Below are 23,250 nucleotides of genomic sequence, written 5' to 3'. Positions count from 1 at the left end.
TCAATGACCTCCGACACCGGCGCCAGCCACATCAGCTCGCGCGACAACCCGCTGCTCAAGGATTTGCGCAAGCTTGCGCAGGACCCGGGTGCTTACCGCAAGCTCGGCCGTCTCTGGCTCGAAGGCGATCATCTGTGTCGGGCGGCGCTGGCGCGGGGCGTCAAGCCCGCGATTGCCGTGTTTTCGGAGTCTTTCTGGCCCCAAGCGCCTGCTGAATGGGCGAGTGGTGCTATCAAAACCGTAGTGGTTGCCGACGACCTGCTGCGCGGCGTCAGCGGGTTGGAATCGCCTGCGCCCATGGGCTTCGTGCTCGACCTGCCATCCCGCCCGGAACTGATTCCCGACGCCCCCAGCGTCGTGCTCGACCGCCTGCAGGACGCCGGCAACGCCGGCTCCATCCTGCGCAGTGCCGCCGCCTTCGGCTTCACCCAGGTGATCGCGCTCAAGGGCACGGCCGCGCTGTGGGCTCCGAAGGTGCTGCGCGCCGGCATGGGTGCCCATTTCGGCCTGCGGCTGATCGAAGGCGTGGACGCCGACGTGCTCGACGGCCTGAAAGTGCCGCTGGTGGCGACCAGTTCGCACCACGGCGAGTGGCTCCACAATGCCGAACTGCCGCATCCCTGCGCCTGGCTCATGGGCCACGAGGGGCAGGGCGTTTCGCCCGCGCTGGAAGCCCGGGCGACGCACTACATCCGCATTGCGCAGCCGGGCGGCGAGGAGTCGCTCAACGTGGCCGCTGCCGCCGCAATCTGCCTGCATGCGAGCGGAGCAGCCCTGCAGGCCAGATAACACACTCAGTCCGGGCTACAATCGGGGGCTTACTCGCAAATCAGCGTCGCCCGGCCGCCTTTAACGCCAAAATCCCCTTAAGCAGCAGCTCGCAGGCAACGCGCCTGGGGCTCCGGGCGACCGTAACCATCCGGAGAACCCAGTGCTTTTGTCTCTCAAGGGAAGTTTCCCGCCCGCCATCCTGGCGCTCGCAGACGGCACGGTCTTTCAAGGCAATTCGATCGGAGCCGCCGGCTCCACGACCGGTGAAGTGGTGTTCAACACCGCCATGACCGGTTACCAGGAAATCCTCACCGACCCGAGCTACTGCCAGCAGATCGTGACGCTCACGTATCCGCACATCGGCAACTACGGCGTCAACGGGGAAGACATCGAAGCCGACAAGATCCATGCCGCGGGCCTGATCATCAAGGACCTGCCCCTCGTCGCCTCCAACTTCCGCAAGACCGCCACGCTGACCGAATACCTCGTGTCCGGCAAGACGGTGGCCATCGCGAACATCGACACCCGCAAGCTCACGCGCCACCTGCGCACCCACGGCGCGCAGAACGGTTGCATCCTGGGCCTGGCCGAAGGCGAAGCCGTCACGCAGGCGCTGATCGACAAGGCCATCGCCGCCGCCAAGGCCGCGCCGAGCATGTCGGGCCTCGACCTCGCCAAGGTGGTGTCGGTCAAGCAGACCTACGAATGGACCGAAACCGAGTGGAAGCTGGGTTCGGGCTACGGCGTGCAGATCACGCCGAAGTTCCACGTCGTTGCCTTCGACTACGGCGTCAAGAAGAACATCCTGCGCATGATCGCCCAGCGCGGCGCGCGCATCACCGTGGTGCCGGCGCAGACGCCCGCGGCCGACGTGCTCAAGCTCAAGCCAGACGGCATCTTCCTGGCCAACGGCCCCGGCGACCCGGAGCCCTGCGACTACGCCATCAGCGCCGTCAAGGAACTGATCGAGACCGGCATTCCCACCTTCGGTATCTGCCTGGGCCACCAGATCATGGCGCTGGCCTCCGGCGCGAAGACATTCAAGATGAAGTTCGGCCACCACGGCGCGAACCATCCGGTGAAGGACCTCGACAACGGCCGCGTGAGCATCACCAGCCAGAACCACGGCTTCGCAGTCGACGAGAAGTCGCTGCCGGCCAACCTGCGTCCCACGCACATCAGCCTGTTCGACAACACGCTGCAGGGCCTGGCGCGCACCGACAAGCCCGCGTTCTGCTTCCAGGGTCACCCTGAAGCCTCGCCGGGTCCGCACGACATCGGCTACCTGTTCGATCGCTTCACGGCACTCATGGAAAAGAACAAGACGGAAAAGACGGAGAAAGAGAATGCCTAAGCGCACAGACCTCAAATCGATCCTCATCATCGGCGCCGGCCCGATCATCATCGGCCAGGCCTGCGAGTTCGACTACTCCGGCGTGCAAGCCTGCAAGGCGCTGCGCGAAGAGGGCTACAAGGTCATCCTGATCAACAGCAACCCCGCGACGATCATGACCGACCCGGCCACGGCCGACGTCACCTACATCGAGCCCATCACCTGGCAGACGGTCGAGAAAATCATCGCCAAGGAGCGCCCCGACGCGATCTTGCCGACCATGGGCGGCCAGACCGCGCTGAACTGCGCGCTCGACCTGTGGCGCAACGGCGTGCTCGACAAGTACACCGGCGCGGCCACCAACAAGCCGGTCGAGCTGATCGGCGCCACGCCTGAAGCCATCGACAAGGCCGAAGACCGCCTGAAGTTCAAGGACGCGATGACCAAGATCGGACTGGGCTCGGCCCGTTCCGGCATTGCGCACTCGATGGACGAAGCCTGGGCCGTGCAGAAGTCGGTCGGCTTCCCGACTGTGATCCGCCCCAGCTTCACGCTCGGCGGCACCGGCGGCGGCATCGCCTACAACCCGGAAGAATTCGAGACCATCTGCAAGCGCGGCATCGAAGCCTCGCCCACCAACGAGCTGCTGATCGAAGAATCGCTGCTCGGCTGGAAAGAGTACGAGATGGAAGTCGTGCGTGACAAGGCCGACAACTGCATCATCGTCTGCTCGATCGAAAACCTCGACCCCATGGGCGTGCACACCGGCGACTCGATCACCGTGGCCCCCGCGCAGACGCTGAGCGACAAGGAATACCAGATCCTGCGCAACGCCTCGCTGGCCGTGCTGCGCGAGATCGGCGTCGACACCGGCGGCTCGAACGTGCAGTTCTCCATCAACCCGAAGGACGGCCGCATGGTCGTCATCGAGATGAATCCGCGCGTGTCGCGTTCGTCGGCGCTGGCCTCCAAGGCCACGGGCTTCCCGATCGCCAAGGTCGCGGCCAAGCTGGCCGTGGGCTACACGCTCGACGAGCTGCGCAACGAAATCACCGGCGGTGCCACGCCCGCGTCGTTCGAGCCGTCGATCGACTACGTGGTCACCAAGATCCCGCGTTTCGCGTTCGAGAAGTTCCCGCAGGCCGACTCGCGTCTCACGACGCAGATGAAGTCGGTGGGCGAGGTGATGGCCATGGGCCGCACCTTCCAGGAGTCGTTCCAGAAGGCCCTGCGCGGCCTCGAAGTGGGCGTGGACGGTCTCAACGAGAAGACGCAAGACCGCGAAGTGCTCGAAAAGGAGCTGGGCGAGCCCGGCCCCGAGCGCATCTGGTACGTGGGCGATGCTTTCGCCATGGGCCTGAGCGTGGACGAAGTGTTCGCGCTGACCAAGATCGACCCGTGGTTCCTGGTGCAGATCGAAGAGATCGTGAAGATCGAACTCGAGCTCGAAACCAAGTCGCTCGACGACATCGACCGCGACACGCTGCTGGCGCTGAAGAAAAAGGGCTTCTCCGACCGCCGCCTCGCCAAACAGCTCAAGACCACCGACACGGCCATCCGCGAGAAGCGCCGCGCCCTGGGCGTGCGCCCGGTCTACAAGCGCGTCGACACCTGCGCGGCCGAGTTCGCGACCGACACGGCCTACATGTACTCGACCTACGAGGACGAGTGCGAAGCCGACCCGACGGACAAGAAGAAGATCATGGTGCTCGGCGGCGGTCCCAACCGCATCGGCCAGGGCATCGAGTTCGACTACTGCTGCGTGCACGCCGCGCTCGCCATGCGCGAGGACGGCTACGAGACCATCATGGTCAACTGCAACCCCGAGACCGTGTCGACCGACTACGACACCTCGGACCGCCTGTATTTCGAGCCGCTCACGCTCGAAGACGTGCTCGAGATCGTCGACAAGGAAAAGCCGCTCGGCGTGATCGTGCAGTACGGCGGCCAGACGCCTTTGAAGCTCGCGCTCGACCTCGAAGCGAATGGCGTGCCGATCATCGGCACCTCGCCCGACATGATCGACGCGGCCGAAGACCGCGAGCGCTTCCAGAAGCTGCTGCACGAGCTGGGCCTGCGCCAGCCGCCGAACGCCACCGCGCGCACCGAACCCGAAGCTCTCGAAAAGGCTGCGGCCCTCGGTTATCCGCTGGTGGTGCGCCCGAGCTACGTGCTCGGCGGCCGCGCGATGGAAATCGTGCACGAGCAGCGCGACCTCGAGCGCTACATGCGCGAAGCCGTCAAGGTCAGCAACGATTCGCCGGTGCTGCTCGACCGCTTCCTGAACGACGCCGTCGAGTGTGACGTCGACTGCATCCGCGACGCCGAAGGCGGCACGCTGATCGGCGGCGTGATGGAGCACATCGAACAGGCCGGCGTGCACTCGGGCGACTCCGCCTGTTCGCTGCCGCCCTACAGCCTGAACGCCGACACCGTGGCCGAGCTGAAGCGCCAGAGCTCCGCGATGGCGGCCGCGCTGAACGTGGTCGGCCTGATGAACGTGCAGTTCGCGATCCAGCAAAAGGACGGCAAGGACGTCATCTACGTGCTCGAAGTGAACCCGCGTGCTTCGCGTACCGTGCCCTATGTGAGCAAGGCCACCGGCATCCAGCTCGCCAAGGTGGCGGCACGCTGCATGGCAGGCCAGTCGCTGAAGTCGCAAGGCATCACGAAGGAAGTGACGCCGCCGTACTTCAGCGTGAAGGAAGCCGTGTTCCCGTTCGTCAAGTTCCCGGGCGTGGACACCATCCTCGGCCCCGAGATGAAGTCGACCGGCGAAGTGATGGGCGTGGGCAAGACCTTCGGCGAAGCCTTTGTGAAGTCGCAACTGGGCGCCGGCACGCACCTGCCGAAGTCGGGCAAGGTCTTCATCTCGGTGAAGAACAACGACAAGGCGCGCGCGGTCGAAGTGGCGCGCGGCCTGGCGAAGCTGGGCTTCGAGCTGATTGCCACCAAGGGCACGGCCGCCGCCATCAGCGCCGCCGGCATCGAGTGCGCAACGGTGAACAAGGTGACCGAAGGTCGCCCGCACATCGTGGACATGATCAAGAACAACGAGATTGCTCTGGTCATCAACACGGTGGAAGAGCGCCGCAACGCGATTACCGACTCGCGGCAGATCCGCACCTCGGCACTGCTGGCGCGTGTGACTACCTTCACCACGATCTTCGGTGCCGAAGCCGCGGTCGAGGGCATGGGCTTCATGGACGAACTCGGCGTGATCTCGGTGCAGGAGATGCACGCGCAACTGGCCTCGGCCTGAGCGTCATCATGGAAACGCAGCTCGTCGAACTGGACCTGACGGACTGGAACGCAGCCACGCCCAACGAGGCGTGGATCGCGGAACTGGAAGCGGGCAAGGTGCTGTACTTTCCGCGCCTGGGCTTCGAGCTGCTGCCCGAAGAGCGCAGCCTGCTCACGCCCAGCCTGCTGTCGCCCGACGTGCGCAACATCAGCCTCGACGCCAGCGGCAAGCTCAAGGGCGCGGTTGGCGACGAGGCGGTGCAGCGCATGGCGGCTGCAATGGTGGGGCGCTTTCGGGCGCAGGCCACGCAGCTGATTCACGGGCTGCTGCCGCACTACACGCCCGCCTTGCGGCTCGCACCTACCAGCTACCGACCGGCGAAGGTCGAGACGCGGGTGCAGTCATGGCGCGCCGACGACAGGCGTTTGCACGTCGATTCATTCCCGTCGCGGCCGAACTACGGCGAGCGCATCCTGCGCGTCTTCACCAATGTCAACCCTGAAGGCGCGCCGCGGGTGTGGCGCGTGGGCGAGCCGTTCGAGGACGTTGCCAAGCGCTTCCTGCCGCGCGCCAAGCCCTATGTGCGCTGGCAGGCAAAGCTGCTGCGCGCCTTGCGCGTGACCAAGTCGTTCCGCAGCGAGTACGACCACCTGATGCTGCAGCTGCACGACGGCATGAAGTCGGACATGGCGTACCAGGAAAACTCGCCGCAGGAAACCGCCAGGTTCCCGCCCGGCTCGGTGTGGGTGTGCTTCTCGGACCAGACCTCGCACGCCGTGATGGCGGGCCAATACATGCTCGAGCAGACCCTTCATCTGGCCGCTTCGAAGCAATACAATCCCGAATCGAGCCCGCTCGCCATCCTGAGCCGGCTGACCGGACGCACACTCGTCTGATCAATTCCCTCAATCGACCGCCGAACGGCAGCGTTCGGCGGTTTCGCTTTATGGAGAACCAACAACATGGCAACCATCCCCATCACCAAGCGCGGCGCTGAAAAACTGCGCGCCGAACTGCATCAGCTCAAGACGGTGGACCGTCCCTGGGTCATCAATGCAATTTCCGAAGCACGCGCCCAGGGCGACCTGAGCGAAAACGCCGAATACGAAGTCGCCAAGGACCGCCAGGGCTTCATCGAAGGCCGCATCCAGGAAGTCGAAGGCAAGCTGTCGGCCGCGCAGATCATCGACCCGAGCGAGCTCGATGCCGGCGGCAAGGTGGTGTTCGGCTCGACCGTCGAGCTCGAGGAAGAGGAAAGCGGCGAAGCCGTGAAGTACCAGATCGTCGGCGAAGACGAAGCCGACCTGAAGCTCGGCCTCATCAACATTTCCAGCCCGATCGCGCGCGCGCTCATCGGCAAGGAAGAGGGCGACACCGCCGAAGTGCAGGCTCCTGGCGGCCTCAAGCGCTACGAGATCGTGGCCGTTCGCTACCTCTGATTCTTCGACCCATGAAAGACCGCGTTGCGCTGATGCTGGCCGCCTTCTGGTGGGGCAGCCTCACCACGATCGGTTTCCTGGTGGTGCCGCTGCTGTTCGCAAGGCTTGGCAACCCATCGGTGGCGGGCAACTTTGCCGGCCAGTTGTTCGAGGCGCAGAGTTGGATCGCGATCGGCTGTGGGCTGATCCTGCTGATTCACTTCAGGGCCAAGGCCGACGATCGCATGAGCGGGCCAGCGATGACCGCCATCTTTTTCATTCTGGGAGCACTGCTGCTGGCGCTGCTTCAGCAGTACGCCGTGGCGCCTCGCATCCTGGCGCGCGAGAACCTCAAGCTGTGGCACGCCGTGGGCAGCGGCATGTACCTTGTGCAGTGGGTGTGCGTCGGCGTGCTGCTCTGGCGCATGGGCGCCCGCAAGCCAGACTGAATGGCAGAGGCGGCAGCAGCCGCCTCCGTGCTTACTCTTTCCAGTACTTCGCGACCCAGCGCGCCGGCCGGATGAACCGGAAGGCCCGGTTACGGCGGCCCGCAAGTGCGTCCGGCGGATTGCACTCGCCATGGAACACCATGATGCGTGCGCCCTCGGGCACGAAAGGCTCTTCCCAGTAGTTGGTCGGCCAGGTCGGGATGCCGTGGTACTTGAAGCTCGGGCACCAGCCGTCGGGCCAGTAAGCCAGCTTGCCCTGGTTGTGGAGCACGTCCGACAGGTAGGCCTGCTCGTTGCGGTATTCGGCCTGGACCTTGTCCATGTTGGCGCGGAAATACGCCAGCACGTCGGCGTGGGCGCCCAGCTCGAAGCGGTAGACCGACGAATTGCCCGTGATTCGCTCGCGCCGCCAGGGGCGGGCGTAGTCGTGAATGATCAGGAATTCACCGGGTTGCTCGAAGAAGGCGTCCAGGCTGCCCACCACGACCACGTCGAGGTCGAGGAAGAGGGCGGGACCGCGCAGGCCGTGCAGGTCCTGCTCGAAGGTCGTGAGCTTCTTCCAGGCACCATCGCGCTGGCCAGGGGCCAGGTGCAGGTTGAGCGGCGGAATCGGCAGGCAGGTCACCTCTGGGCGAACGCCGTTGCCATCGTCGGTCAGGCACACGAACTTGAAGTCGCCGCTGAGGTTGCGGCGGACCATCGCGTAGAGCCGGTTGACGTATTCGGGGCCGTATTTCGTGCCCCACTTCATGCAGAGAATATGGCGCTGGGCGCCTTGCGCTGCCACCAAGCTCAGTCCGCCTGGTTACGCTTCTTGGCCGACAGGGGCCGCTTGGCCTTGGCGCGCTTGATGGTGCCGCCGGGCGTGAGGCGCTGGTTGCCGAGCACGCGCAGGGTCTTGATTTCAGGCCGTTGGCCGCCGCGCTTGCTGTACTTGACGATCTTCACGTCGCGCGGGCCGGGCATGCGGTCTTCATCGACCACGCGCTCCTTTTCGGGCTTCGGGCGCCACAGCACCAGCAGCTTGCCGATGTGTTGAATGGGAGCGGCATCGAGCTCGTCGGACAGTTCGCGCAGCATGGCGTCGCGGGCGAGGCGGTCGTCGGAGAAGACGCGGATCTTGATCAGGCCATGGGCCTTGAGCGCCGCGTCGGCTTCTTTTTTCACGGCAGGGGTAAGCCCGTCTCCACCGACCATGACGATCGGATCCAGGTGGTGAGCTTCGGCGCGGTGCACCTTGCGCTCGGCAGGGGTAAGTTGAATGGCGGGCATCCCCGTATTATCGACGCGTACACGAAGACCCTCATGAGCACCAAAGCCAAAAGCAAAAAAGTCAATAAAGCGTGGCTTCACGACCATATCAACGACCCCTACGTGAAGCTCGCCACCAAGGAGGGTTATCGCGCACGCGCCGCCTACAAGCTCAAGGAAATCGACGAGTCGCTCGGTCTCGTCAAGCCGGGCCAGCTGGTGGTGGACCTCGGCTCCACTCCCGGCGCCTGGAGCCAGTACCTGCGCCGGCGCATGTCGCCCGGCGGCGCTGCGGCCGGCGAGTTGAATGGCACCATCGTTTCGCTCGACATCCTGCCGATGGAGCCCATCGAGGGCGTGACCTTCCTGCAGGGGGATTTCCGCGAAGATGCGCTGCTGCAACAGTTGCTGGGTGTCCTGGCAGGCCGCAAGGCCGACCTGGTGGTGTCGGACATGGCACCCAACCTGTCGGGCATCCATTCGGCCGACGCCGCCCGGGTGGCGCACCTGATCGAGCTTGCAATCGATTTTGCGCAGCACCACTTGAAGCCCGAGGGGGCGCTGGTGGCAAAGCTGTTCCACGGGAGCGGCTACGACGAGCTGGTGAAGCTCTTCAAGGCGAATTTCCGCATCGTGAAGCCCTTCAAGCCCAAGGCGTCGCGGGATAAATCAGCCGAGACTTTCCTGGTCGGCATGAGCCTGAAGGCCCCGGATACGCCTTGATACCTTGCCGCTGAGAGTGCGTTTGTGGCGCAAACCCTTGTCAGGCTATGGCTGCATTAGGGAAATGCCCGCTTTTCGTAGCTTGAAAAGCCTAAAATGGGGCGCAATTGCGTACCCACAGCGCGTTTTTTCATTTAACTGTCACGCGCTTTAGCCTGGAGCTTCGTTTGAACAATCAGTGGTTTTCCAAAGTTGCCGTATGGCTCGTCATTGCCATGGTGTTGTTCACTGTGTTCAAGCAGTTCGACACCCGCGGTGGCGTCGGCTCGGGGACAGTCAGCTACTCCGAGTTTCTGGACCAGGTCCGCAACAACCAGGTCAAGAGTGCCGTCATTCCTGAGGGCGCTGCCGGCGGCGAGATCGTCGCAGTCACCAATGACGATCGCAAGATCCGCACGACCGCCACGGTGCTCGACCGTGGCCTCGTGGGCGACTTGATCGACCACAACGTCAAGTTCGACGTCAAGCCGCGCGAAGAGAGCTCGCTGCTCATGACGCTGCTGGTCAGCTGGGGCCCGATGCTGCTGCTGATCGGCGTCTGGATCTACTTCATGCGGCAGATGCAGGGCGGCGGCAAGGGCGGGGCGTTCAGCTTCGGCAAGAGCAAGGCCCGCATGATGGACGAGAACAACAACACGGTCACTTTTGCGGACGTCGCGGGCTGCGACGAGGCCAAGGAAGAAGTCCGTGAAGTGGTCGACTTCCTGAAAGACCCACAGCGCTTCCAGAAGCTCGGCGGCCGCATTCCCCGCGGTTTGCTGCTTGTTGGCCCTCCCGGCACCGGCAAGACGCTGCTGGCCAAGTCGATCGCCGGCGAAGCCAAGGTACCTTTCTTCTCGATTTCGGGTTCCGACTTCGTTGAAATGTTCGTCGGCGTGGGCGCGGCCCGTGTTCGCGACATGTTCGAGAACGCCAAGAAAAACGCTCCTTGCATCATCTTCATCGACGAAATCGATGCTGTGGGCCGTCAGCGCGGCGCCGGTCTCGGCGGCGGCAACGACGAACGCGAACAAACGCTCAACCAGATGCTGGTCGAGATGGATGGCTTCGAAACCAACCTCGGCGTGATCGTGGTGGCAGCCACCAACCGCCCCGACATCCTGGACGCCGCTCTGCTGCGCCCCGGTCGCTTCGACCGTCAGGTGTACGTCACGCTGCCCGACATTCGCGGCCGCGAACAGATTCTCGGCGTGCACATGCGCAAGGTCCCGCTGGGCCAGGACGTGAATCCGAGCGTGATCGCTCGTGGCACGCCCGGCATGTCCGGCGCCGATCTGGCCAATCTCTGCAACGAAGCCGCCCTGATGGCCGCCCGCCGCAATGCGCGCGTGGTCGAGATGCAGGACTTCGAGAAGGCCAAGGACAAGATCTTCATGGGCCCCGAGCGCAAGAGCATGGTCATGCCCGAGGAAGAGCGCCGCAACACGGCCTACCACGAGTCCGGCCACGCCCTCATCGGCAAGCTGCTGCCCAAGTGCGACCCTGTCCACAAGGTCACGATCATTCCGCGTGGCCGCGCCCTCGGCGTGACCATGAGCCTGCCTGCGCAAGACCGCTACAGCTACGACCGCGAATACATGCTGAACCAGATCAGCATGCTGTTCGGTGGCCGCATTGCCGAAGAAGTGTTCATGCACCAGATGACCACCGGCGCGAGCAACGACTTCGAGCGCGCGACCTCCATCGCCCGCGACATGGTCACGCGCTACGGCATGACCGACGCGCTGGGCCCGATGGTCTACGCCGAGAACGAAGGCGAAGTGTTCCTGGGCCGTTCGGTCACCAAGACCACGAACATGAGCGAGCAGACCATGGAAAAGGTCGACTCCGAAGTGCGCCGCATCATTGACGAGCAGTACGCCCTGGCGCGCCGCCTGATCGAGGAGAACAGCGACAAGATGCACGCCATGGCCAAGGCGCTGCTCGAATGGGAAACCATCGACAGCGAACAACTCGACGACATCATGGCCGGCCGCGCACCGCGCCCGCCCAAGGACTGGACGCCGCGCATCCCGCCTTCGGGCAGTGGTGGCAGCGGCGGCACGCCGGCAGTCAACCCTGACCCGGCGCCCACTGCGGCCTGAGGTGGACTTGGCATCAAGCAACAACGGGGCCTCTGGCCCCGTTTTCCATGGGGCGCCATCCGGCGGGCTGTGGCAGACCTCGCGATTTCGCATCGACCTCGCGCAGCCGCGCGTGATGGGCATCGTCAACGTCACGCCCGATTCGTTCTCGGACGGTGGTGCCCACGCTTCTACCCAGGCCGCGCTGCAGCACTGCGAGCAGTTGCTGAAAGAGGGCGCCGACATCCTCGACATCGGCGGCGAATCGACCCGCCCTGGCAGCCCCGCGGTGCCGCTCGACGCCGAACTGGCGCGTGTGCTGCCCGTGGTGCGCGAGGCGGTGAAGCTCAACGTGCCGATCTCCATCGACACCTACAAGCCGGAGGTGATGCGCGCGGTGCTCGACCTGGGCGCGGACATCGTCAACGACATCTGGGCGCTGCGCCAGCCGGGCGCGCGTGAAGCCGTTGCGGCACACCCTTCGTGCGGCGTCTGCCTGATGCATATGCACCGCGACCCGCAGACCATGCAGGCTGTGCCCATGGCGGGCGACGTGATCCCCGAGGTACTGTCTTTCCTCACGGCGCAGGTGCAACTTCTGCGCGCGCAGGGGGTCGACCATTCGCGCATCACGCTCGATCCCGGCGTGGGCTTCGGCAAGACGGTGGCGCAGAATTTCGCCTTGCTGGCACGCCAGCGCGAGCTGCTTGCCGCCGGCTATCCGCTGTTGCTGGGCTGGTCGCGCAAGTCGTCGATCGGCGCGGTCACCGGCATCGAGGCGGCGGGGGAGCGCATCGTGCCCAGCGTCGCTGCTGCCGTGCTGGCTGTGGACCGGGGCGCGGCTGTGGTGCGCGTGCATGACGTGCGCGACACGGTCGCTGCGCTCGCGGTATGGCGCGCCATGAAGGCGCAAGAGTCACAACAACAAACACAAGAGCAGACATCAACACCATGACTCGCAAATATTTCGGCACAGACGGCATCCGTGGCACTGTCGGCCAGGCGCCCATCACGCCAGACTTCGTACTGCGCCTAGCGCACGCCGTTGGCCGCGTGCTCAAGAAGACCCAGTCACGCCCTACGGTGCTGATCGGCAAGGACACGCGCATCTCGGGCTACATGCTCGAGTCGGCACTAGAGTCGGGCTTCAATTCGGCCGGTGTCGACGTGGTCCTGCTCGGCCCGCTGCCCACACCTGGCGTTGCGTACCTCACGCGCGCCCAGCGCGCGAGCCTCGGCGTGGTGATCAGTGCGAGCCACAACGCCTACCCCGACAACGGCATCAAGTTCTTCAGCGCGCAGGGCACCAAGCTCGACGACGCCTGGGAACTGGCCGTCGAAGCCGTACTGGAAGAAGCGCCGGTGTGGGTGGACTCCGCCAATCTTGGCAAGGCCCGCCGCCTCAACGACGCACCGGGCCGCTACATCGAGTTCTGCAAGAGCACCTTCGCCAACGACCTGACCCTGCGCGACATGAAGCTGGTGGTCGATGCGGCGCACGGCGCGGCCTACCAGGTGGCGCCCAACGTGTTCCACGAGTTGGGCGCGGAAGTGACCAGCATCGGTGTCTCGCCCGACGGGCTCAACATCAACAAGGGCTTCGGCGCCACGCATCCCGAGGCCCTGGTAGCCGCGGTGACGACGCAGCGGGCGGACTACGGCATTGCCCTCGACGGCGACGCCGACCGCCTTCAGCTGGTCGATGCCAGCGGGCGGCTCTTCAACGGCGACGAACTGCTCTACCTCATGGTGACAGAGCGCATCGCGCGCGGCGAGAAGCCGGTGGGCGTGGTCGGCACGCTCATGACCAACAAGGCCGTCGAAGTCGCGTTGCGCGGGCATGGCATCGAGTTCGTGCGCGCCAAGGTCGGCGACCGCTATGTGCTCGAAGAGCTCGACAAGCGCGGCTGGCTGCTGGGCGGCGAGGGCTCCGGCCACCTGCTGGCACTCGACCGCCACACCACGGGTGACGGCATCGTGAGCGCACTGCAGGTGCTGCAGGCCTGCGTGCGCAGCGGCAAGACCGTGGCGCAGCTGCTCGAAGGCGTCACGCTGTTCCCGCAGACGCTGATCAACGTGCGCCTCGCGCCCGACCAGGACTGGAAAGCCAACAAGGCGCTCGCAAGCGAAACGCAGCGCATCGAGGCCGAACTCGGCGACAGCGGCCGCGTGCTGATCCGTGCGAGCGGCACCGAGCCGCTGGTGCGAGTGATGGTCGAGGCGCGCGATGCGAAGCAGTCCGAGTCGTGTGCCAGGCGCCTCGCCGCCACGCTGGAGCCGGCGAAATGAGCATCGAAACCTTCGTGGTGGACTACCGCGACGCCGCGCAGGCTGCCGCTCTGGTGGACCTTCTCGATGCCTATGCCAGCGACCCGGCCGGCGGCGGCACACCGCTCGATGCCGATGTGCGCAAGAGCCTGCCCGCGGCACTGGCGGCACGTCCCCAGGCCTTCAGCGTGCTGGCCTACGACGGTGGGCAGCCCGTGGGCCTGGTCAACTGCATCGAGGGCTTCTCGACCTTCGCCTGCAAACCGCTGGTGAACGTGCACGACGTGGTCGTGCTGCCCAGCCACCGCGGGCAGCGCGTGGCGCAGAAGATGTTCGCGCAGGTGGAGCAGGAGGCGCGCAGGCGCGGTGCCTGCAAGCTCACGCTCGAGGTGCTGTCGGGCAACGCGCCCGCGCTGCGCGCCTACGAGCGGGAAGGGTTCATGGGCTATCAGCTCGATCCGGCGTTCGGGAGCGCCGTCTTCCTGCAGAAGAAGCTCTGAAAAGAAAAAGGGCCGAGACGAATTAATCGCCGTCGGCCCTCACCCCAGCCCTCTTCCCAAGGGGAGAGGGAGCAAGTCAAATCAGAAGCGCGTCACCGGCATTTCGGCGTCGGCCTTGTTCGGCGCGTACTTGCCCAGCTCCCACTTGGCGATCGCGTTGCGGTGCACTTCGTCCGGACCGTCTGCAAAGCGCAGCGTGCGCGCGCCGGCATAGGCTGCTGCCAGCGGAAAGTCGTCGCACATGCCGCCGCCGCCGTGGACCTGCATGGCCCAGTCGATCACCTGGCAGGCCATCGACGGTGCGACGACCTTGATCATCGCGATCTCGTTCTTGGCGACCTTGTTGCCAGCCACGTCCATCAGCCAGGCGGCCTTGAGCGTGAGCAGGCGGGCCATGTCGATCTTGCAGCGGGCTTCGGCGATGCGCTCCTGCGTCACGGTCTGCGAGGCCACGGTCTTGCCGAAGGCCACGCGCGACGAGGCGCGCTTGCACATCAGTTCGAGCGCGCGCTCGGCCAGGCCGATCAGGCGCATGCAGTGATGGATGCGTCCCGGGCCAAGGCGGCCTTGGGCGATTTCGAAGCCGCGGCCTTCGCCGAGCAGCATATTGCCGGCCGGTACGCGCACGTTCTCGAAGTACATCTCGACGTGGCCGTGCGGCGCGTCGTCGTAGCCCATCACGTTCAGCGGGCGCACGATGCGGATGCCCTTGGCATCGGCCGGCACCACGATCATGCTTTGCTGCGAGTGGCGGGGCGCGTCGGGGTCGCTCTTGCCCATGGTGATGAAGACCGCGCAGCGCGGATCGGCCGCGCCGGAAATCCACCACTTGTGGCCGTTGATCACGTACTCGTCGCCCTGGCGTTCGATGCGCGTGGAGATGTTGGTGGCGTCGCTCGATGCAACTTCGGGCTCGGTCATCGCGAAGGCCGAGCGGATCTGGCCTTCGAGCAGCGGCTTGAGCCAGCGTGCCTTGATCTCGTCCGAGCCGTAGCGCGCAATGGTCTCCATGTTGCCGGTGTCGGGCGCCGAGCAGTTGAAGGCTTCGCTTGCCCACGGCACTGCGCCCATGATTTCGGCCAGCGGGGCGTATTCCTGGTTGGTCAGGCCCGCGCCTTCATAGCCCGAGGCGGCGGCGCTGTCGACCGGCAGGAACAGGTTCCACAGGCCCTGGGCCTTGGCCTTGTCCTTCAGCTTCTCGACCGTCTTGAGGGCCGACCAGCGCTTGCCGGCCACCGTGTTGGCGGCCAGTTCGGCGTGGTACTCGGCTTCGGCCGGATAGATGTGGTCGTCCATGAACGCCTGGACGCGTTTCTGCAGGTCTTTAGTCTTGGCCGAGTATTCGAAATCCATCTTCGTCTCCTGGTGGGTGTGGGGCGGCTTATGCCTTTTGGGCAAACTGCCAGGCCATTTCGGCCATGGGGCGGGCGCCGCGGGCCGAGGCCACGGCTTGTTCGCTCGACGCGGTGCCGGCCTCGACCCGCTTGGCAATGCCTTGCAGGATCGCGGCCATGCGGAACAGGTTGTAGGCCTGGTAGAAGTTCCAGTCGGGCGCCAGCGCTTCGGGCGTGCTGATGCGGGTGCGTTCGCAATAGCGGCGGATGTATTCGCTCTCGGTGGGAATGCCCAGCGAGACGAGATCTACACCACCGATGCCGCGCCCCGTGCTGGGCGGCATGTGCCAGGACATGCAGTGGTAGCTGAAGTCGGCCAGCGGATGACCCAGCGTGGAGAGCTCCCAGTCGAGCACCGCGATGATGCGCGGCTCGGTGGCGTGGAACATCACGTTGTCGAGGCGGTAGTCGCCGTGGACGATCGACACCTTGCTTTCGTCGCGTGCGCTCGCCGGCATGTGGGCGGGCAGCCAGTCGATCAGCCGCTCCATGGCCTCGATGGGCTGCGAGAGCTCGCCGGCACCATCGGCCGAGGCCTTGTACTGCTTGCTCCAGCGGCCGATCTGGCGCTCGAAGTAGTTGCCGGGCTTGCCGTAGTCGGCCAGGCCGCGGGCGGCGAAGTCGACCGTGTGCAGCGCCGCGATCACGCGGTTCATCTCGTCGTAATAGGCCGCGCGCTCGGCGTTGCTGAAGCCGGGCAGCGACTGGTCCCACAACACGCGGCCCTGCATGAACTCCATGACGTAGAAGGCGCGGCCGATGATGGCCTCGTCTTCGCACAGGCAGTACATGCGGGGCACGGGCACGTCTGTGCCGGCCAGGCCGCTCATGACCTTGAATTCGCGCTCCACCGCATGGGCCGAGGGCAGCAGCTTGGCGACCGGGCCCGGCTTGGCGCGCATCACATAGCTCTGCGAGGGCGTGACGAGCTTGTAGGTCGGGTTCGACTGGCCGCCCTTGAACATCTCGACCGTCAGCGGGCCCTTGAAACCGTCGAGGTTCTTCTCGAGCCAGGCCGCGAGCGCATCGACATCGAAAGCGTGCTGTTGCGAGACGGCACGGGTGCCGATGAAGTTGGAGAAGTCCTGGCTCATGTCTGCTTTTTGGTTTGTCAGTGCTCTGCTTCGGAGACGCGCATCAAGGCTGCTCGGTCCAGAACCACAAGGCCGCCCGGCTCGATCCGGATGGTGCCCTCGCGCTCCATGGTCTTCAGTTCCTGGTTGACCCGCTGGCGCGACGCGCCCAGCAACTGCGCCAGTTCTTCCTGCGCCAGTTGCAGGCCGATACGCATCTGGCTGCCGTCTTCCAGGTTCGGCACGCCGTAGCTGCGCACGAGGTGAATGAGCTGCTTGGCCAGCCGTGCTCGCAGGGGCAGGGTGTTGAGGTCTTCCACCAGCCCGAACAGCGTGCGGATGCGGCGCGCCTGCAGCCGCATCAGCGCTTCGTACAGCTCCACGTGCGACGCCAGAATCTTCTGGAAGTCGGCGCGCGCCACGCACAGGATGGTGCTGTCGCCATGCGAGTAGGTGTCGTGCGTGCGCCGGTCCCCGTCGAACATCGCCACGTCGCCGAACCAGATGCCCGGCTCCACGTAGGTCAGCGTCACCTGCTTGCCCGAGACGGCCGTCGAACTCACGCGCACCGCGCCCTTGGCGCAGGCAATCCAGTGGTCGGGCGGGTCGCCGCGGGCAGCGATCAGGTCGCCGTCCTTGTAGCGTTTGACAAAGGCGCATCGGAGGATGTCGTGCCGTAGCGATGGAGAAAGAGAAGAAAACCAGCGACCACTGTTGATCGCTTCACGTTCTTCGATGGTAAGAATGGGGTCGTCCATTGGTCTGTCCTCTCGGCGACTGAAAAGCTGGGGGGTGTCACGGGAGCGACGCCGTTTGGCGTTACTCGTACTGCGGCGGCTTCTTCTCGAGGAACGCGGCGATGCCGATGCCCGCGTTCGCATGGTGCAGGTTGCGCACGAAGTGGTCGCGCTCCTGCGACAGCTGCGAAGCCAGCGTGGCGCCCCGTGCCTCGCTGAGCAGTTCCTTGATGCTGGCCAGCGAATTCGGCGCGCGCGCGTTGAGCTTGGCGGCCAGCGCCAGCGCACCCGCGAGCGCCTGGCCGTTTTCGGTGAGTTCGTTGACGAGGCCCAGCGCATGCAGGCGCGGCGCGCCGATGCGCTCGCCGTTCATCAGCCATTCGCTTGCCAGCTGGCGAGGCAGCTGCTGCCCCAGGTGCCAGCTCAGGCCGCCGTCGGGCGACAGCGCCACGTTGCTGTATGAGGCCGCGAACACGGCGTCGCGCGCCGCAACCACGAAGTCGCAGGCCAGCGCGAGCGAGAAGCCGGCGCCCGCGGCAGCACCTTCGACCGCCGCGATGATCGGCTTGGGAAAGGTGCGGATCGAATCGATCCAGTTGTGCAGGCCCTCGATGCTTTCGGCCTGCACCGAGCGGTCGAGCTGCCGGTTGGCCAGAAGCCGCTGCAGCGAGCCGCCGGCGCAGAACCATGAGCCTTCGCCCACGATGACGACGCTGCGGATCTCGGCGCTGTTCTCGGCGCCGTTGAGCGCCTCGATGCCCGCGGCGTAGATTTCGGGGCCCAGTGCATTGCGCTGGGTGGGGTTGGCGATCGTCAGCACCATGGTGCTGCCTTCGCTCGTGCTTTTTAGTTCGGCGGTCATGGCTTTTTATTCTTCTTCGTGCAGCAGGCTCAGGCCCAGCGCGCCGCGGCGGCGCAGCCACGGGCTCGGGCGATAGCGCGGGTCGCCGTAGACCGTCTGCAGGTTGAACAGCACTTCGAGCATGTTGGTCGGACCGTAGAGGTTGCCCATGGCGAGCGGCCCGCGCGGATAGCCGAGACCCAGCTGCACCGCGGTTTCGAGGTCGGCCGGCGTGCACACGCGCTGCTGGCACATGTCGGTGGCGATGTTGACGATGGTGCCGATCACGCGCTGCGTGACGAAGCCGCCGCTGTCGCGGATCACGCTCACGGCTTTGCCGTCGCGCGCGAAGAGGGCGTGCGCGGCGTCGCGGATGTCGCGGCGGGTGGCGGGGTTGGTGGCGAGCACGCGGCGCTTGGTGGCGGCGTCATCGATCAGCATGTCGATGCCGACGGTGCGCGTGGCGTCCAGGCGTTCGACCGCGGCGACCGTGGTCACGTCGAAGCCCAGCGGTGCGACCAGGATCAGCGAATGCGGCGCGGCCGTGGCGCCGCTGTCGATCTGCGCGCCCAGCGTGTTCACCAGGCGCAGCAACTCGGCGCGGCGTGCTGCGCGCGGCGACACCCAGACCGAGGGTGTGCCCTCGACCACCGGCGGCGGCGCCTCGGGCGTCTGCTGCATCACGCCATCGTTGTAGCGGTAGAAGCCCTCGTTGGTCTTGCGACCCAGCGCGCCGGCTGCCAGGCGCTGCGCGGTGATCACGCTCGGGCGGAAGCGCGGCTCCTCGAAGTACTGGTGGTAGATCGATTCCATCACCGGGTGCGACACGTCGAGCGCCGTCAGGTCCAGCAGCTCGAACGGGCCGAGGCGAAAGCCGGCCTGGTCCTTGAGGATGCGGTCGACCGTCACGAAGTCGGTCACGCCTTCGCCGACGATGCGCAGCGCCTCGGTGCCGTAGCCGCGGCCCGCGTGGTTGACGATGAAGCCGGGCGTGTCCTGCGCCTGCACGGCGCTGTGGCCCATCTGCACTGCGTAGTCGGCCAGTTGCTTGCAGACCTCGGGCGCGGTCTTGAAGCCAGCGACCACCTCGACCACCTTCATCAGCGGCACGGGGTTGAAGAAGTGGAAGCCCGCGATGCGCTCGGGCCGCTTGAGGCCGGCCGCGATGGCCGTCACCGAGAGCGAAGAAGTGTTGGTGACCAGCGTCGCGGTCTCGGCCACCACGCCTTCGAGTTCGCGGAACAGCTTGCGCTTGATTTCCAGGTCTTCGACCACGGCTTCGATCACCAGGTCGCAGCCTGCCAGTGCCTGGATGGAATCGACGGCCTTGACGCGCGCGATCTGGGTATCGCGCGTGGCGGCGTCGATCTTGTTCTTCTCGTGCAGCTTGTTCCATTGGGCGACGAGGGCTTCGCGGCCGCGTTCTGCGGCACCCGCGAAGCTGTCGAGCAGCAGCACTTCGCTGCCCGCCTGGGCGGCGATCTGCGCGATGCCGCGACCCATGGCGCCGGCGCCGATGACGCCGATTCGGGAGTAGTTCACTGTCATTTGCTGGAGATTTTCACTGGTTGGGTGGTTCCGGGCCTGCCGTGCAGGCGCCAATGTAGGTGTCGACGCAGGTGCCGAGCAGATGCTGCTGTCGAAGGCTTCGATTTTGCAGTCCCGCGCGGACGGGGCGTGACGGGTTTTACGCGGAGGCGTTTTCAGGCCGCGCGGCGGCTGCGGTCGATGGCCACGCTCAGCGAAATGGCGATCAGCACCAGGCCCAGGCCGGCCCAGCTCATCCAGGCGCCGGCGTCATTGGCGAGCAGCCAGCCGCCGAGCGCAGCGCCCACGGCCTGGCCGGTATAGATGCCGGAACTGTTGAGCGCCACCGAGCCAGGCGCGAGCGCGGGCGCCAGGCCCACCAGACGGGCCTGCTGGGCCGAATTGGTGGCGAAGCAACCCAGGCCCCAGGGAACGAGCACAACGGCCAGCCAGGCGAGCGTGGAGGCCAGTGGCCACACCAGAAGGCTCGAGGCGATCAGCACGGTCGTGATCAGCACCATGCGGCCGGCGCCCACGCGGTCGATGTACCGGCTGACCACCATGTTGCCGATCAGCCCGCAAACGCCGAACAGCGCCCACATCACGCTCAGCGTGGTGGCGTCGGCGCCGAAGCTCTGCTTGAGGATCGGCCCAAAATAGCTGAACAGCACGAACTGGCCGGCGCCCTGCAGCGCCGTGACCGACACGATGCCCATCAGCACTGGGCTGCGCAGCACACGCAACCATGCTTCGGCGGTCAGTGCGGCAGGGCGGATGCCGCTCGGCAAGGTGAGCCAGATCGATGTCGCGCTCGCGACACTGAGCGCTGCGATTGCCATGAATGCCATGCGCCAGCCCAGATGTCCACCGATCAGCGCGCCGATGGGCAGGCCCAGCACCGATGCCATCGACCAGCCGAGGAAGACGAAGGTGACGGCGCGTCCGCGATGCTCGGGCGGCACCAGCATGCCGGCGCAGGCCGCAGCCTGGGGCGTGAAGATGGCCGGCGCGATCACCGTGAGCATGCGCACCGGCAGCAGGGCACCGAAGCTCGGCATCAGCGCACAGAGAACGTGGCCGGCGGCGTACCAGAGCAGGGTGATGGCCAGCAGCTGCCGACGGTCCCAGCCCGCGACCGCGGCGGCCAGCAACGGAGCGCCGATGCACATCACCGCGGCGGCGGCAGTGATCAGTTGCCCCGCGGTGGCGACCGTGACCGAGAGCGATGCGCTGATTTCATTGAGCGTGCCGGGCACCACCATCACGCCCGTGCCGATCACGAAATTGCCAACGAGCAACGCCCAGAGCGCACCCTGTGGCGCTGGCCGCCTCACCGGCGGACCTGCAGCGCGCCGGGATTCACGATGTTCGTGGGGTTGCCGTTGATGTAGCTCACGACGTTGTCGAAGGCCTGCCCGAAATAGCTCTCGTAGCTTTCCTGCTCGACGTAGCCGATGTGCGGCGTGCAGATGCAGTTCTCGAGGCGCAGCAGCGCGTGGCCTTGCAACGGCGGTTCGCTCTCGAACACGTCGATGGCGGCCAGCCCGGGGCGGCCGCGGTTGAGTGCGGCGAGCAGGGCGTCGGCTTCGACCAGTTCGGCGCGCGAGGTGTTGACGAAAAGCGCCGTCGGCTTCATGCGCGAGAGGTCTTCCAGCGTGATGAGGCCGTTGGTTTCTTCGTTGAGCCGCAGATGCACCGACAGCACGTCTGCAGCGGCGAAGAACTCGTGGCGGTTCTGCGCGACCTGGAAGCCGTCGGAACGGGCCTTGGCGCAGCTGGCTTCACGGCCCCAGATCACGACCTGCATTCCGAAGGCCTGCCCATAGCGCGCGACCAGCTGGCCGATGCGGCCATAGCCCCAGATGCACAGCGTCTTGCCCTTGAGTACCGAGCCGAGCCCGAAGTTGGGCGGCATCGAGGCCGACTTGAGGCCTGACTGTTGCCAAGCACCGTGCTTGAGGTTGCTGATGTACTGGGGCAGCCGGCGCATGGCAGCCATGATGAGCGCCCAGGTGAGCTCCGCAGGCGCCTGCGGAGAGCCCGAGCCTTCCGCCACCGCCACGCCGCGCTCGGTGCAGGCTGCGACGTCGATATGCCCGGCGACGCGCCCGGTCTGCGAGATGAGCTTGAGCTTGGGTAGCTTCTCGATCAGCTGGCGCGAGATATGGGTGCGCTCGCGGATCAGCACGATCACGTCGGCATCCTTGAGGCGGACCGATAGTTGCCCGATGCCCTTCACCGTGTTGGTGTAGACCTTGGCCGCGTACGCGTCCAGCTTGGCGGCGCAGCGCAATTTGCGCACGGCGTCCTGGTAATCGTCGAGGATCACAATGTTCATGGCGTGCCATTGTGCCTCGCAGCATTGGAATGTCGTGCCCGTGAACGTTTGGATACCCGCCCCCACAGCCGCTCGCAGGGGTGTTCGGGCTCAATGCAGGCGTGTCGAGCGCGGGGCCGTGGCCATGGTTTCGGCGGTTTCGAGTGCTGCCAGCCGGTCGAGTTCGGCGCAGACGTCGGCCATGCGGCCAGAGATCACGACGCGGTTGCTGTGCTGCTGGCCCTTGCCGTCGACCACGCGGACCACGCGCAACGGGCGCGCCGGTGCTGTGGGCGTTGCAGTGCCGCTGGAGCGGGCAGTGCAGGCGGGGCGTACTGCCACATAGCGCAATCCGGCCGAGGTTTCAGCTGCGTCGAGGTGATCCCTGCGGTGAGGGCGGCGTGCCGGCATCAGGCGGTTGGCCAGCGATTGCAGCGGCATCCAGAAATCAGCGATGGCGAGGAGGGCGATTCCCATGTGAACTCCAAAAAAGTATGAGGTTGAACACAGGCAGGATTTCTTGAATCGGCCGCGACAGGGTGATGGCGACTCTTCGCCATACGCCCGCCACCTGTTGCTGCCGGATGGGGTGCTGCGGAAAGCAGGCCGTGAGGCCTACATCAGCATGGTGTTGCGGATGAGCCCCACTGCGAGGCCTTCGATTTCGAACGGCTCGCCGGGCTGGACGATGATGGTCGGGTAGTCGGGGTTCTCGGCGTGCAGCTCGATGACCTGCTTGTTGCGCTTCAGGCGCTTGACGGTCACTTCGTCACCCAGGCGCGCGACCACGATCTGGCCGTTGCGCGCTTCCTTGGTGGCTTGCACCGCGAGAAGGTCGCCATCCATGATGCCGGCGTCGCGCATCGACATGCCGCGCACCTTGAGCAGGTAGTCGGGCTGGCGCTGGAACAACGTGTTCTCGACGTAGTAGGTCTGGTCGACGTGCTCTTGCGCGAGGATGGGGGAGCCGGCTGCGACGCGACCGATGAGCGGCAACGCCAGTTGGGCCATGCCGGGCAGCGAGAGCGAGAACTGGCCGCCCTCGCGGTGGCGCGTTTCATTGAGGGAGCGCAGGGCGTCGCCCTTGAGGCGGATGCCGCGGGAGGTGCCGCTGACCAGCTCGATGACGCCCTTGCGGGCTAGTGCCTGCAGGTGCTCTTCGGCGGCGTTGGCCGACTTGAACCCGAGCTCATTGGCGATTTCGGCGCGCGTGGGTGGCGCACCGGTGCGTGCGATGGCGCTCTGGATGAGATCCAGGATCTGCTGCTGGCGGGCTGTAAGCTTCACGGCGAACTGCATATGTGGTTCCTTGCGGCACTGGCTAGATATCCAGTACCTGTA

At 65.7% G+C, this 23,250-nt stretch carries 22 protein-coding genes; 11 read left to right on the top strand and 11 right to left on the bottom strand.

What is annotated here, in order from left to right; genetic code table 11:
* Positions 1–3: 3 nt before the first annotated feature.
* The 6 genes from ACZYSP_RS03655 (at position 4) to ACZYSP_RS03630 (ending at position 7,215) form a co-directional block, all read left to right on the top strand.
* Positions 4–789, top strand: coding sequence for a TrmH family RNA methyltransferase (locus ACZYSP_RS03655; RefSeq protein WP_093073885.1), 786 nt, complete (start codon positions 4–6; stop codon positions 787–789).
* A 142-nt stretch (positions 790–931) separates the two neighbouring features.
* Entirely contained in the window at positions 932–2,125 is a 1,194-nt protein-coding gene (gene carA, locus ACZYSP_RS03650; RefSeq protein ID WP_093056554.1) for a glutamine-hydrolyzing carbamoyl-phosphate synthase small subunit, read from the top strand.
* Positions 2,118–5,366 carry a carbamoyl-phosphate synthase large subunit gene (gene carB / locus ACZYSP_RS03645; RefSeq protein ID WP_093073887.1) on the top strand — a complete coding sequence of 1,083 codons (3,249 nt, stop codon included), beginning with the start codon at positions 2,118–2,120 and terminating at the stop codon, positions 5,364–5,366. Before carA ends, carB begins: the two co-directional genes overlap by 8 nt.
* A gap of 8 nt (positions 5,367–5,374) precedes the next feature.
* Entirely contained in the window at positions 5,375–6,244 is an 870-nt protein-coding gene (gene kdoO, locus ACZYSP_RS03640; RefSeq protein ID WP_093073889.1) for a Kdo hydroxylase KdoO, read from the top strand.
* A 66-nt stretch (positions 6,245–6,310) separates the two neighbouring features.
* Positions 6,311–6,787, top strand: coding sequence for a transcription elongation factor GreA (gene greA, locus ACZYSP_RS03635; protein ID WP_056581276.1), 477 nt, complete (start codon positions 6,311–6,313; stop codon positions 6,785–6,787).
* Positions 6,788–6,798: 11 nt separating this feature from the next.
* Positions 6,799–7,215, top strand: coding sequence for a DUF4149 domain-containing protein (locus tag ACZYSP_RS03630; protein WP_093056557.1), 417 nt, complete (start codon positions 6,799–6,801; stop codon positions 7,213–7,215).
* A gap of 31 nt (positions 7,216–7,246) precedes the next feature.
* Here the strand turns inward: ACZYSP_RS03630 and ACZYSP_RS03625 are convergent, their stop codons facing one another.
* Positions 7,247–7,966 carry a glycosyltransferase gene (locus tag ACZYSP_RS03625; RefSeq protein ID WP_258354498.1) on the bottom strand — a complete coding sequence of 240 codons (720 nt, stop codon included), beginning with the start codon at positions 7,964–7,966 and terminating at the stop codon, positions 7,247–7,249.
* Positions 7,967–8,007: 41 nt separating this feature from the next.
* Complete coding sequence (locus ACZYSP_RS03620; protein WP_093056559.1) at positions 8,008–8,487, bottom strand: YhbY family RNA-binding protein; 480 nt, start codon at positions 8,485–8,487, stop codon at positions 8,008–8,010.
* 33 nt (positions 8,488–8,520) lie between these two features.
* On the opposite strand from ACZYSP_RS03620, the gene ACZYSP_RS03615 reads away from it, so the two are divergent.
* The 5 genes from ACZYSP_RS03615 to ACZYSP_RS03595 all read left to right on the top strand — a co-directional run bounded on the left by ACZYSP_RS03615 (position 8,521) and on the right by ACZYSP_RS03595 (position 14,020).
* On the top strand, positions 8,521–9,189 hold the full coding sequence (locus ACZYSP_RS03615) for an RlmE family RNA methyltransferase (protein ID WP_093073893.1): 669 nt from the start codon (positions 8,521–8,523) through the stop codon (positions 9,187–9,189).
* Positions 9,190–9,356: 167 nt separating this feature from the next.
* Positions 9,357–11,273, top strand: coding sequence for an ATP-dependent zinc metalloprotease FtsH (gene ftsH, locus ACZYSP_RS03610; RefSeq protein ID WP_093056561.1), 1,917 nt, complete (start codon positions 9,357–9,359; stop codon positions 11,271–11,273).
* Positions 11,274–11,388: 115 nt separating this feature from the next.
* Positions 11,389–12,207 (top strand): dihydropteroate synthase, encoded by an 819-nt coding sequence (folP, locus tag ACZYSP_RS03605; RefSeq protein ID WP_177192734.1) that lies wholly within the window; start codon positions 11,389–11,391, stop codon positions 12,205–12,207.
* Positions 12,204–13,541, top strand: a complete 1,338-nt coding sequence (gene glmM, locus ACZYSP_RS03600) for a phosphoglucosamine mutase (RefSeq protein WP_093073895.1) — start codon at positions 12,204–12,206, stop codon at positions 13,539–13,541. The genes folP and glmM overlap by 4 nt, the downstream gene beginning before the upstream one ends.
* Positions 13,538–14,020 carry a GNAT family N-acetyltransferase gene (locus ACZYSP_RS03595; protein WP_093073897.1) on the top strand — a complete coding sequence of 161 codons (483 nt, stop codon included), beginning with the start codon at positions 13,538–13,540 and terminating at the stop codon, positions 14,018–14,020. The genes glmM and ACZYSP_RS03595 overlap by 4 nt, the downstream gene beginning before the upstream one ends.
* 81 nt (positions 14,021–14,101) lie before the next feature.
* Here the strand turns inward: ACZYSP_RS03595 and ACZYSP_RS03590 are convergent, their stop codons facing one another.
* The 9 genes from ACZYSP_RS03590 to lexA form a co-directional block, all read right to left on the bottom strand.
* Complete coding sequence (locus ACZYSP_RS03590) at positions 14,102–15,373, bottom strand: acyl-CoA dehydrogenase family protein (protein ID WP_093056564.1); 1,272 nt, start codon at positions 15,371–15,373, stop codon at positions 14,102–14,104.
* A gap of 28 nt (positions 15,374–15,401) precedes the next feature.
* Positions 15,402–16,508 (bottom strand): phosphotransferase, encoded by a 1,107-nt coding sequence (locus tag ACZYSP_RS03585; RefSeq protein ID WP_093056565.1) that lies wholly within the window; start codon positions 16,506–16,508, stop codon positions 15,402–15,404.
* Between the two features lie 17 nt (positions 16,509–16,525).
* Positions 16,526–17,245: a Crp/Fnr family transcriptional regulator gene (locus ACZYSP_RS03580; protein WP_093056566.1), complete on the bottom strand. Its 720-nt coding sequence runs from the start codon at positions 17,243–17,245 to the stop codon at positions 16,526–16,528.
* A gap of 61 nt (positions 17,246–17,306) precedes the next feature.
* Positions 17,307–18,086 carry an oxepin-CoA hydrolase, alternative type gene (locus ACZYSP_RS03575; RefSeq protein WP_093056567.1) on the bottom strand — a complete coding sequence of 260 codons (780 nt, stop codon included), beginning with the start codon at positions 18,084–18,086 and terminating at the stop codon, positions 17,307–17,309.
* A gap of 6 nt (positions 18,087–18,092) precedes the next feature.
* Positions 18,093–19,613, bottom strand: coding sequence for a 3-hydroxyacyl-CoA dehydrogenase (locus ACZYSP_RS03570; RefSeq protein ID WP_093073899.1), 1,521 nt, complete (start codon positions 19,611–19,613; stop codon positions 18,093–18,095).
* A gap of 155 nt (positions 19,614–19,768) precedes the next feature.
* The gene (locus ACZYSP_RS03565) at positions 19,769–20,926 is read right to left on the bottom strand and encodes an MFS transporter (RefSeq protein ID WP_093073901.1); all 1,158 of its coding nucleotides are present in this window, start codon (positions 20,924–20,926) and stop codon (positions 19,769–19,771) included.
* On the bottom strand, positions 20,923–21,930 hold the full coding sequence (locus ACZYSP_RS03560) for a D-2-hydroxyacid dehydrogenase family protein (RefSeq protein WP_093056570.1): 1,008 nt from the start codon (positions 21,928–21,930) through the stop codon (positions 20,923–20,925). Before ACZYSP_RS03560 ends, ACZYSP_RS03565 begins: the two co-directional genes overlap by 4 nt.
* A gap of 90 nt (positions 21,931–22,020) precedes the next feature.
* Positions 22,021–22,386 carry a hypothetical protein gene (locus ACZYSP_RS03555; RefSeq protein WP_093073903.1) on the bottom strand — a complete coding sequence of 122 codons (366 nt, stop codon included), beginning with the start codon at positions 22,384–22,386 and terminating at the stop codon, positions 22,021–22,023.
* A 138-nt stretch (positions 22,387–22,524) separates the two neighbouring features.
* The gene (lexA, locus tag ACZYSP_RS03550) at positions 22,525–23,208 is read right to left on the bottom strand and encodes a transcriptional repressor LexA (protein ID WP_013541704.1); all 684 of its coding nucleotides are present in this window, start codon (positions 23,206–23,208) and stop codon (positions 22,525–22,527) included.
* Between the last annotated feature and the right edge of the window lie 42 nt (positions 23,209–23,250).

The sequence above is a fragment of the Variovorax sp. F042 genome, from assembly GCF_057814215.1.
This window is presented reverse-complemented; position numbering and strand designations above follow the sequence as displayed.

Bases quoted from the DNA above. Each gene is read 5' to 3' on its own strand.
- ACZYSP_RS03655 (WP_093073885.1), top strand. From the start codon at position 4: ATGACCTCCGACACCGGCGCCAGCCACATCAGCTCGCGCGACAACCCG.
- carB (WP_093073887.1), top strand. From the start codon at position 2,118: ATGCCTAAGCGCACAGACCTCAAATCGATCCTCATCATCGGCGCCGGC.
- kdoO (WP_093073889.1), top strand. From the start codon at position 5,375: ATGGAAACGCAGCTCGTCGAACTGGACCTGACGGACTGGAACGCAGCC.
- greA (WP_056581276.1), top strand. From the start codon at position 6,311: ATGGCAACCATCCCCATCACCAAGCGCGGCGCTGAAAAACTGCGCGCC.
- ACZYSP_RS03630 (WP_093056557.1), top strand. From the start codon at position 6,799: ATGAAAGACCGCGTTGCGCTGATGCTGGCCGCCTTCTGGTGGGGCAGC.
- ACZYSP_RS03625 (WP_258354498.1), bottom strand. From the start codon at position 7,966: ATGAAGTGGGGCACGAAATACGGCCCCGAATACGTCAACCGGCTCTAC.
- ACZYSP_RS03620 (WP_093056559.1), bottom strand. From the start codon at position 8,487: ATGCCCGCCATTCAACTTACCCCTGCCGAGCGCAAGGTGCACCGCGCC.
- ACZYSP_RS03615 (WP_093073893.1), top strand. From the start codon at position 8,521: ATGAGCACCAAAGCCAAAAGCAAAAAAGTCAATAAAGCGTGGCTTCAC.
- folP (WP_177192734.1), top strand. From the start codon at position 11,389: ATGGGCATCGTCAACGTCACGCCCGATTCGTTCTCGGACGGTGGTGCC.
- glmM (WP_093073895.1), top strand. From the start codon at position 12,204: ATGACTCGCAAATATTTCGGCACAGACGGCATCCGTGGCACTGTCGGC.
- ACZYSP_RS03595 (WP_093073897.1), top strand. From the start codon at position 13,538: ATGAGCATCGAAACCTTCGTGGTGGACTACCGCGACGCCGCGCAGGCT.
- ACZYSP_RS03590 (WP_093056564.1), bottom strand. From the start codon at position 15,373: ATGGATTTCGAATACTCGGCCAAGACTAAAGACCTGCAGAAACGCGTC.
- ACZYSP_RS03585 (WP_093056565.1), bottom strand. From the start codon at position 16,508: ATGAGCCAGGACTTCTCCAACTTCATCGGCACCCGTGCCGTCTCGCAA.
- ACZYSP_RS03580 (WP_093056566.1), bottom strand. From the start codon at position 17,245: ATGGACGACCCCATTCTTACCATCGAAGAACGTGAAGCGATCAACAGT.
- ACZYSP_RS03575 (WP_093056567.1), bottom strand. From the start codon at position 18,086: ATGACCGCCGAACTAAAAAGCACGAGCGAAGGCAGCACCATGGTGCTG.
- ACZYSP_RS03570 (WP_093073899.1), bottom strand. From the start codon at position 19,613: ATGACAGTGAACTACTCCCGAATCGGCGTCATCGGCGCCGGCGCCATG.
- ACZYSP_RS03560 (WP_093056570.1), bottom strand. From the start codon at position 21,930: ATGAACATTGTGATCCTCGACGATTACCAGGACGCCGTGCGCAAATTG.
- ACZYSP_RS03555 (WP_093073903.1), bottom strand. From the start codon at position 22,386: ATGGGAATCGCCCTCCTCGCCATCGCTGATTTCTGGATGCCGCTGCAA.
- lexA (WP_013541704.1), bottom strand. From the start codon at position 23,208: ATGCAGTTCGCCGTGAAGCTTACAGCCCGCCAGCAGCAGATCCTGGAT.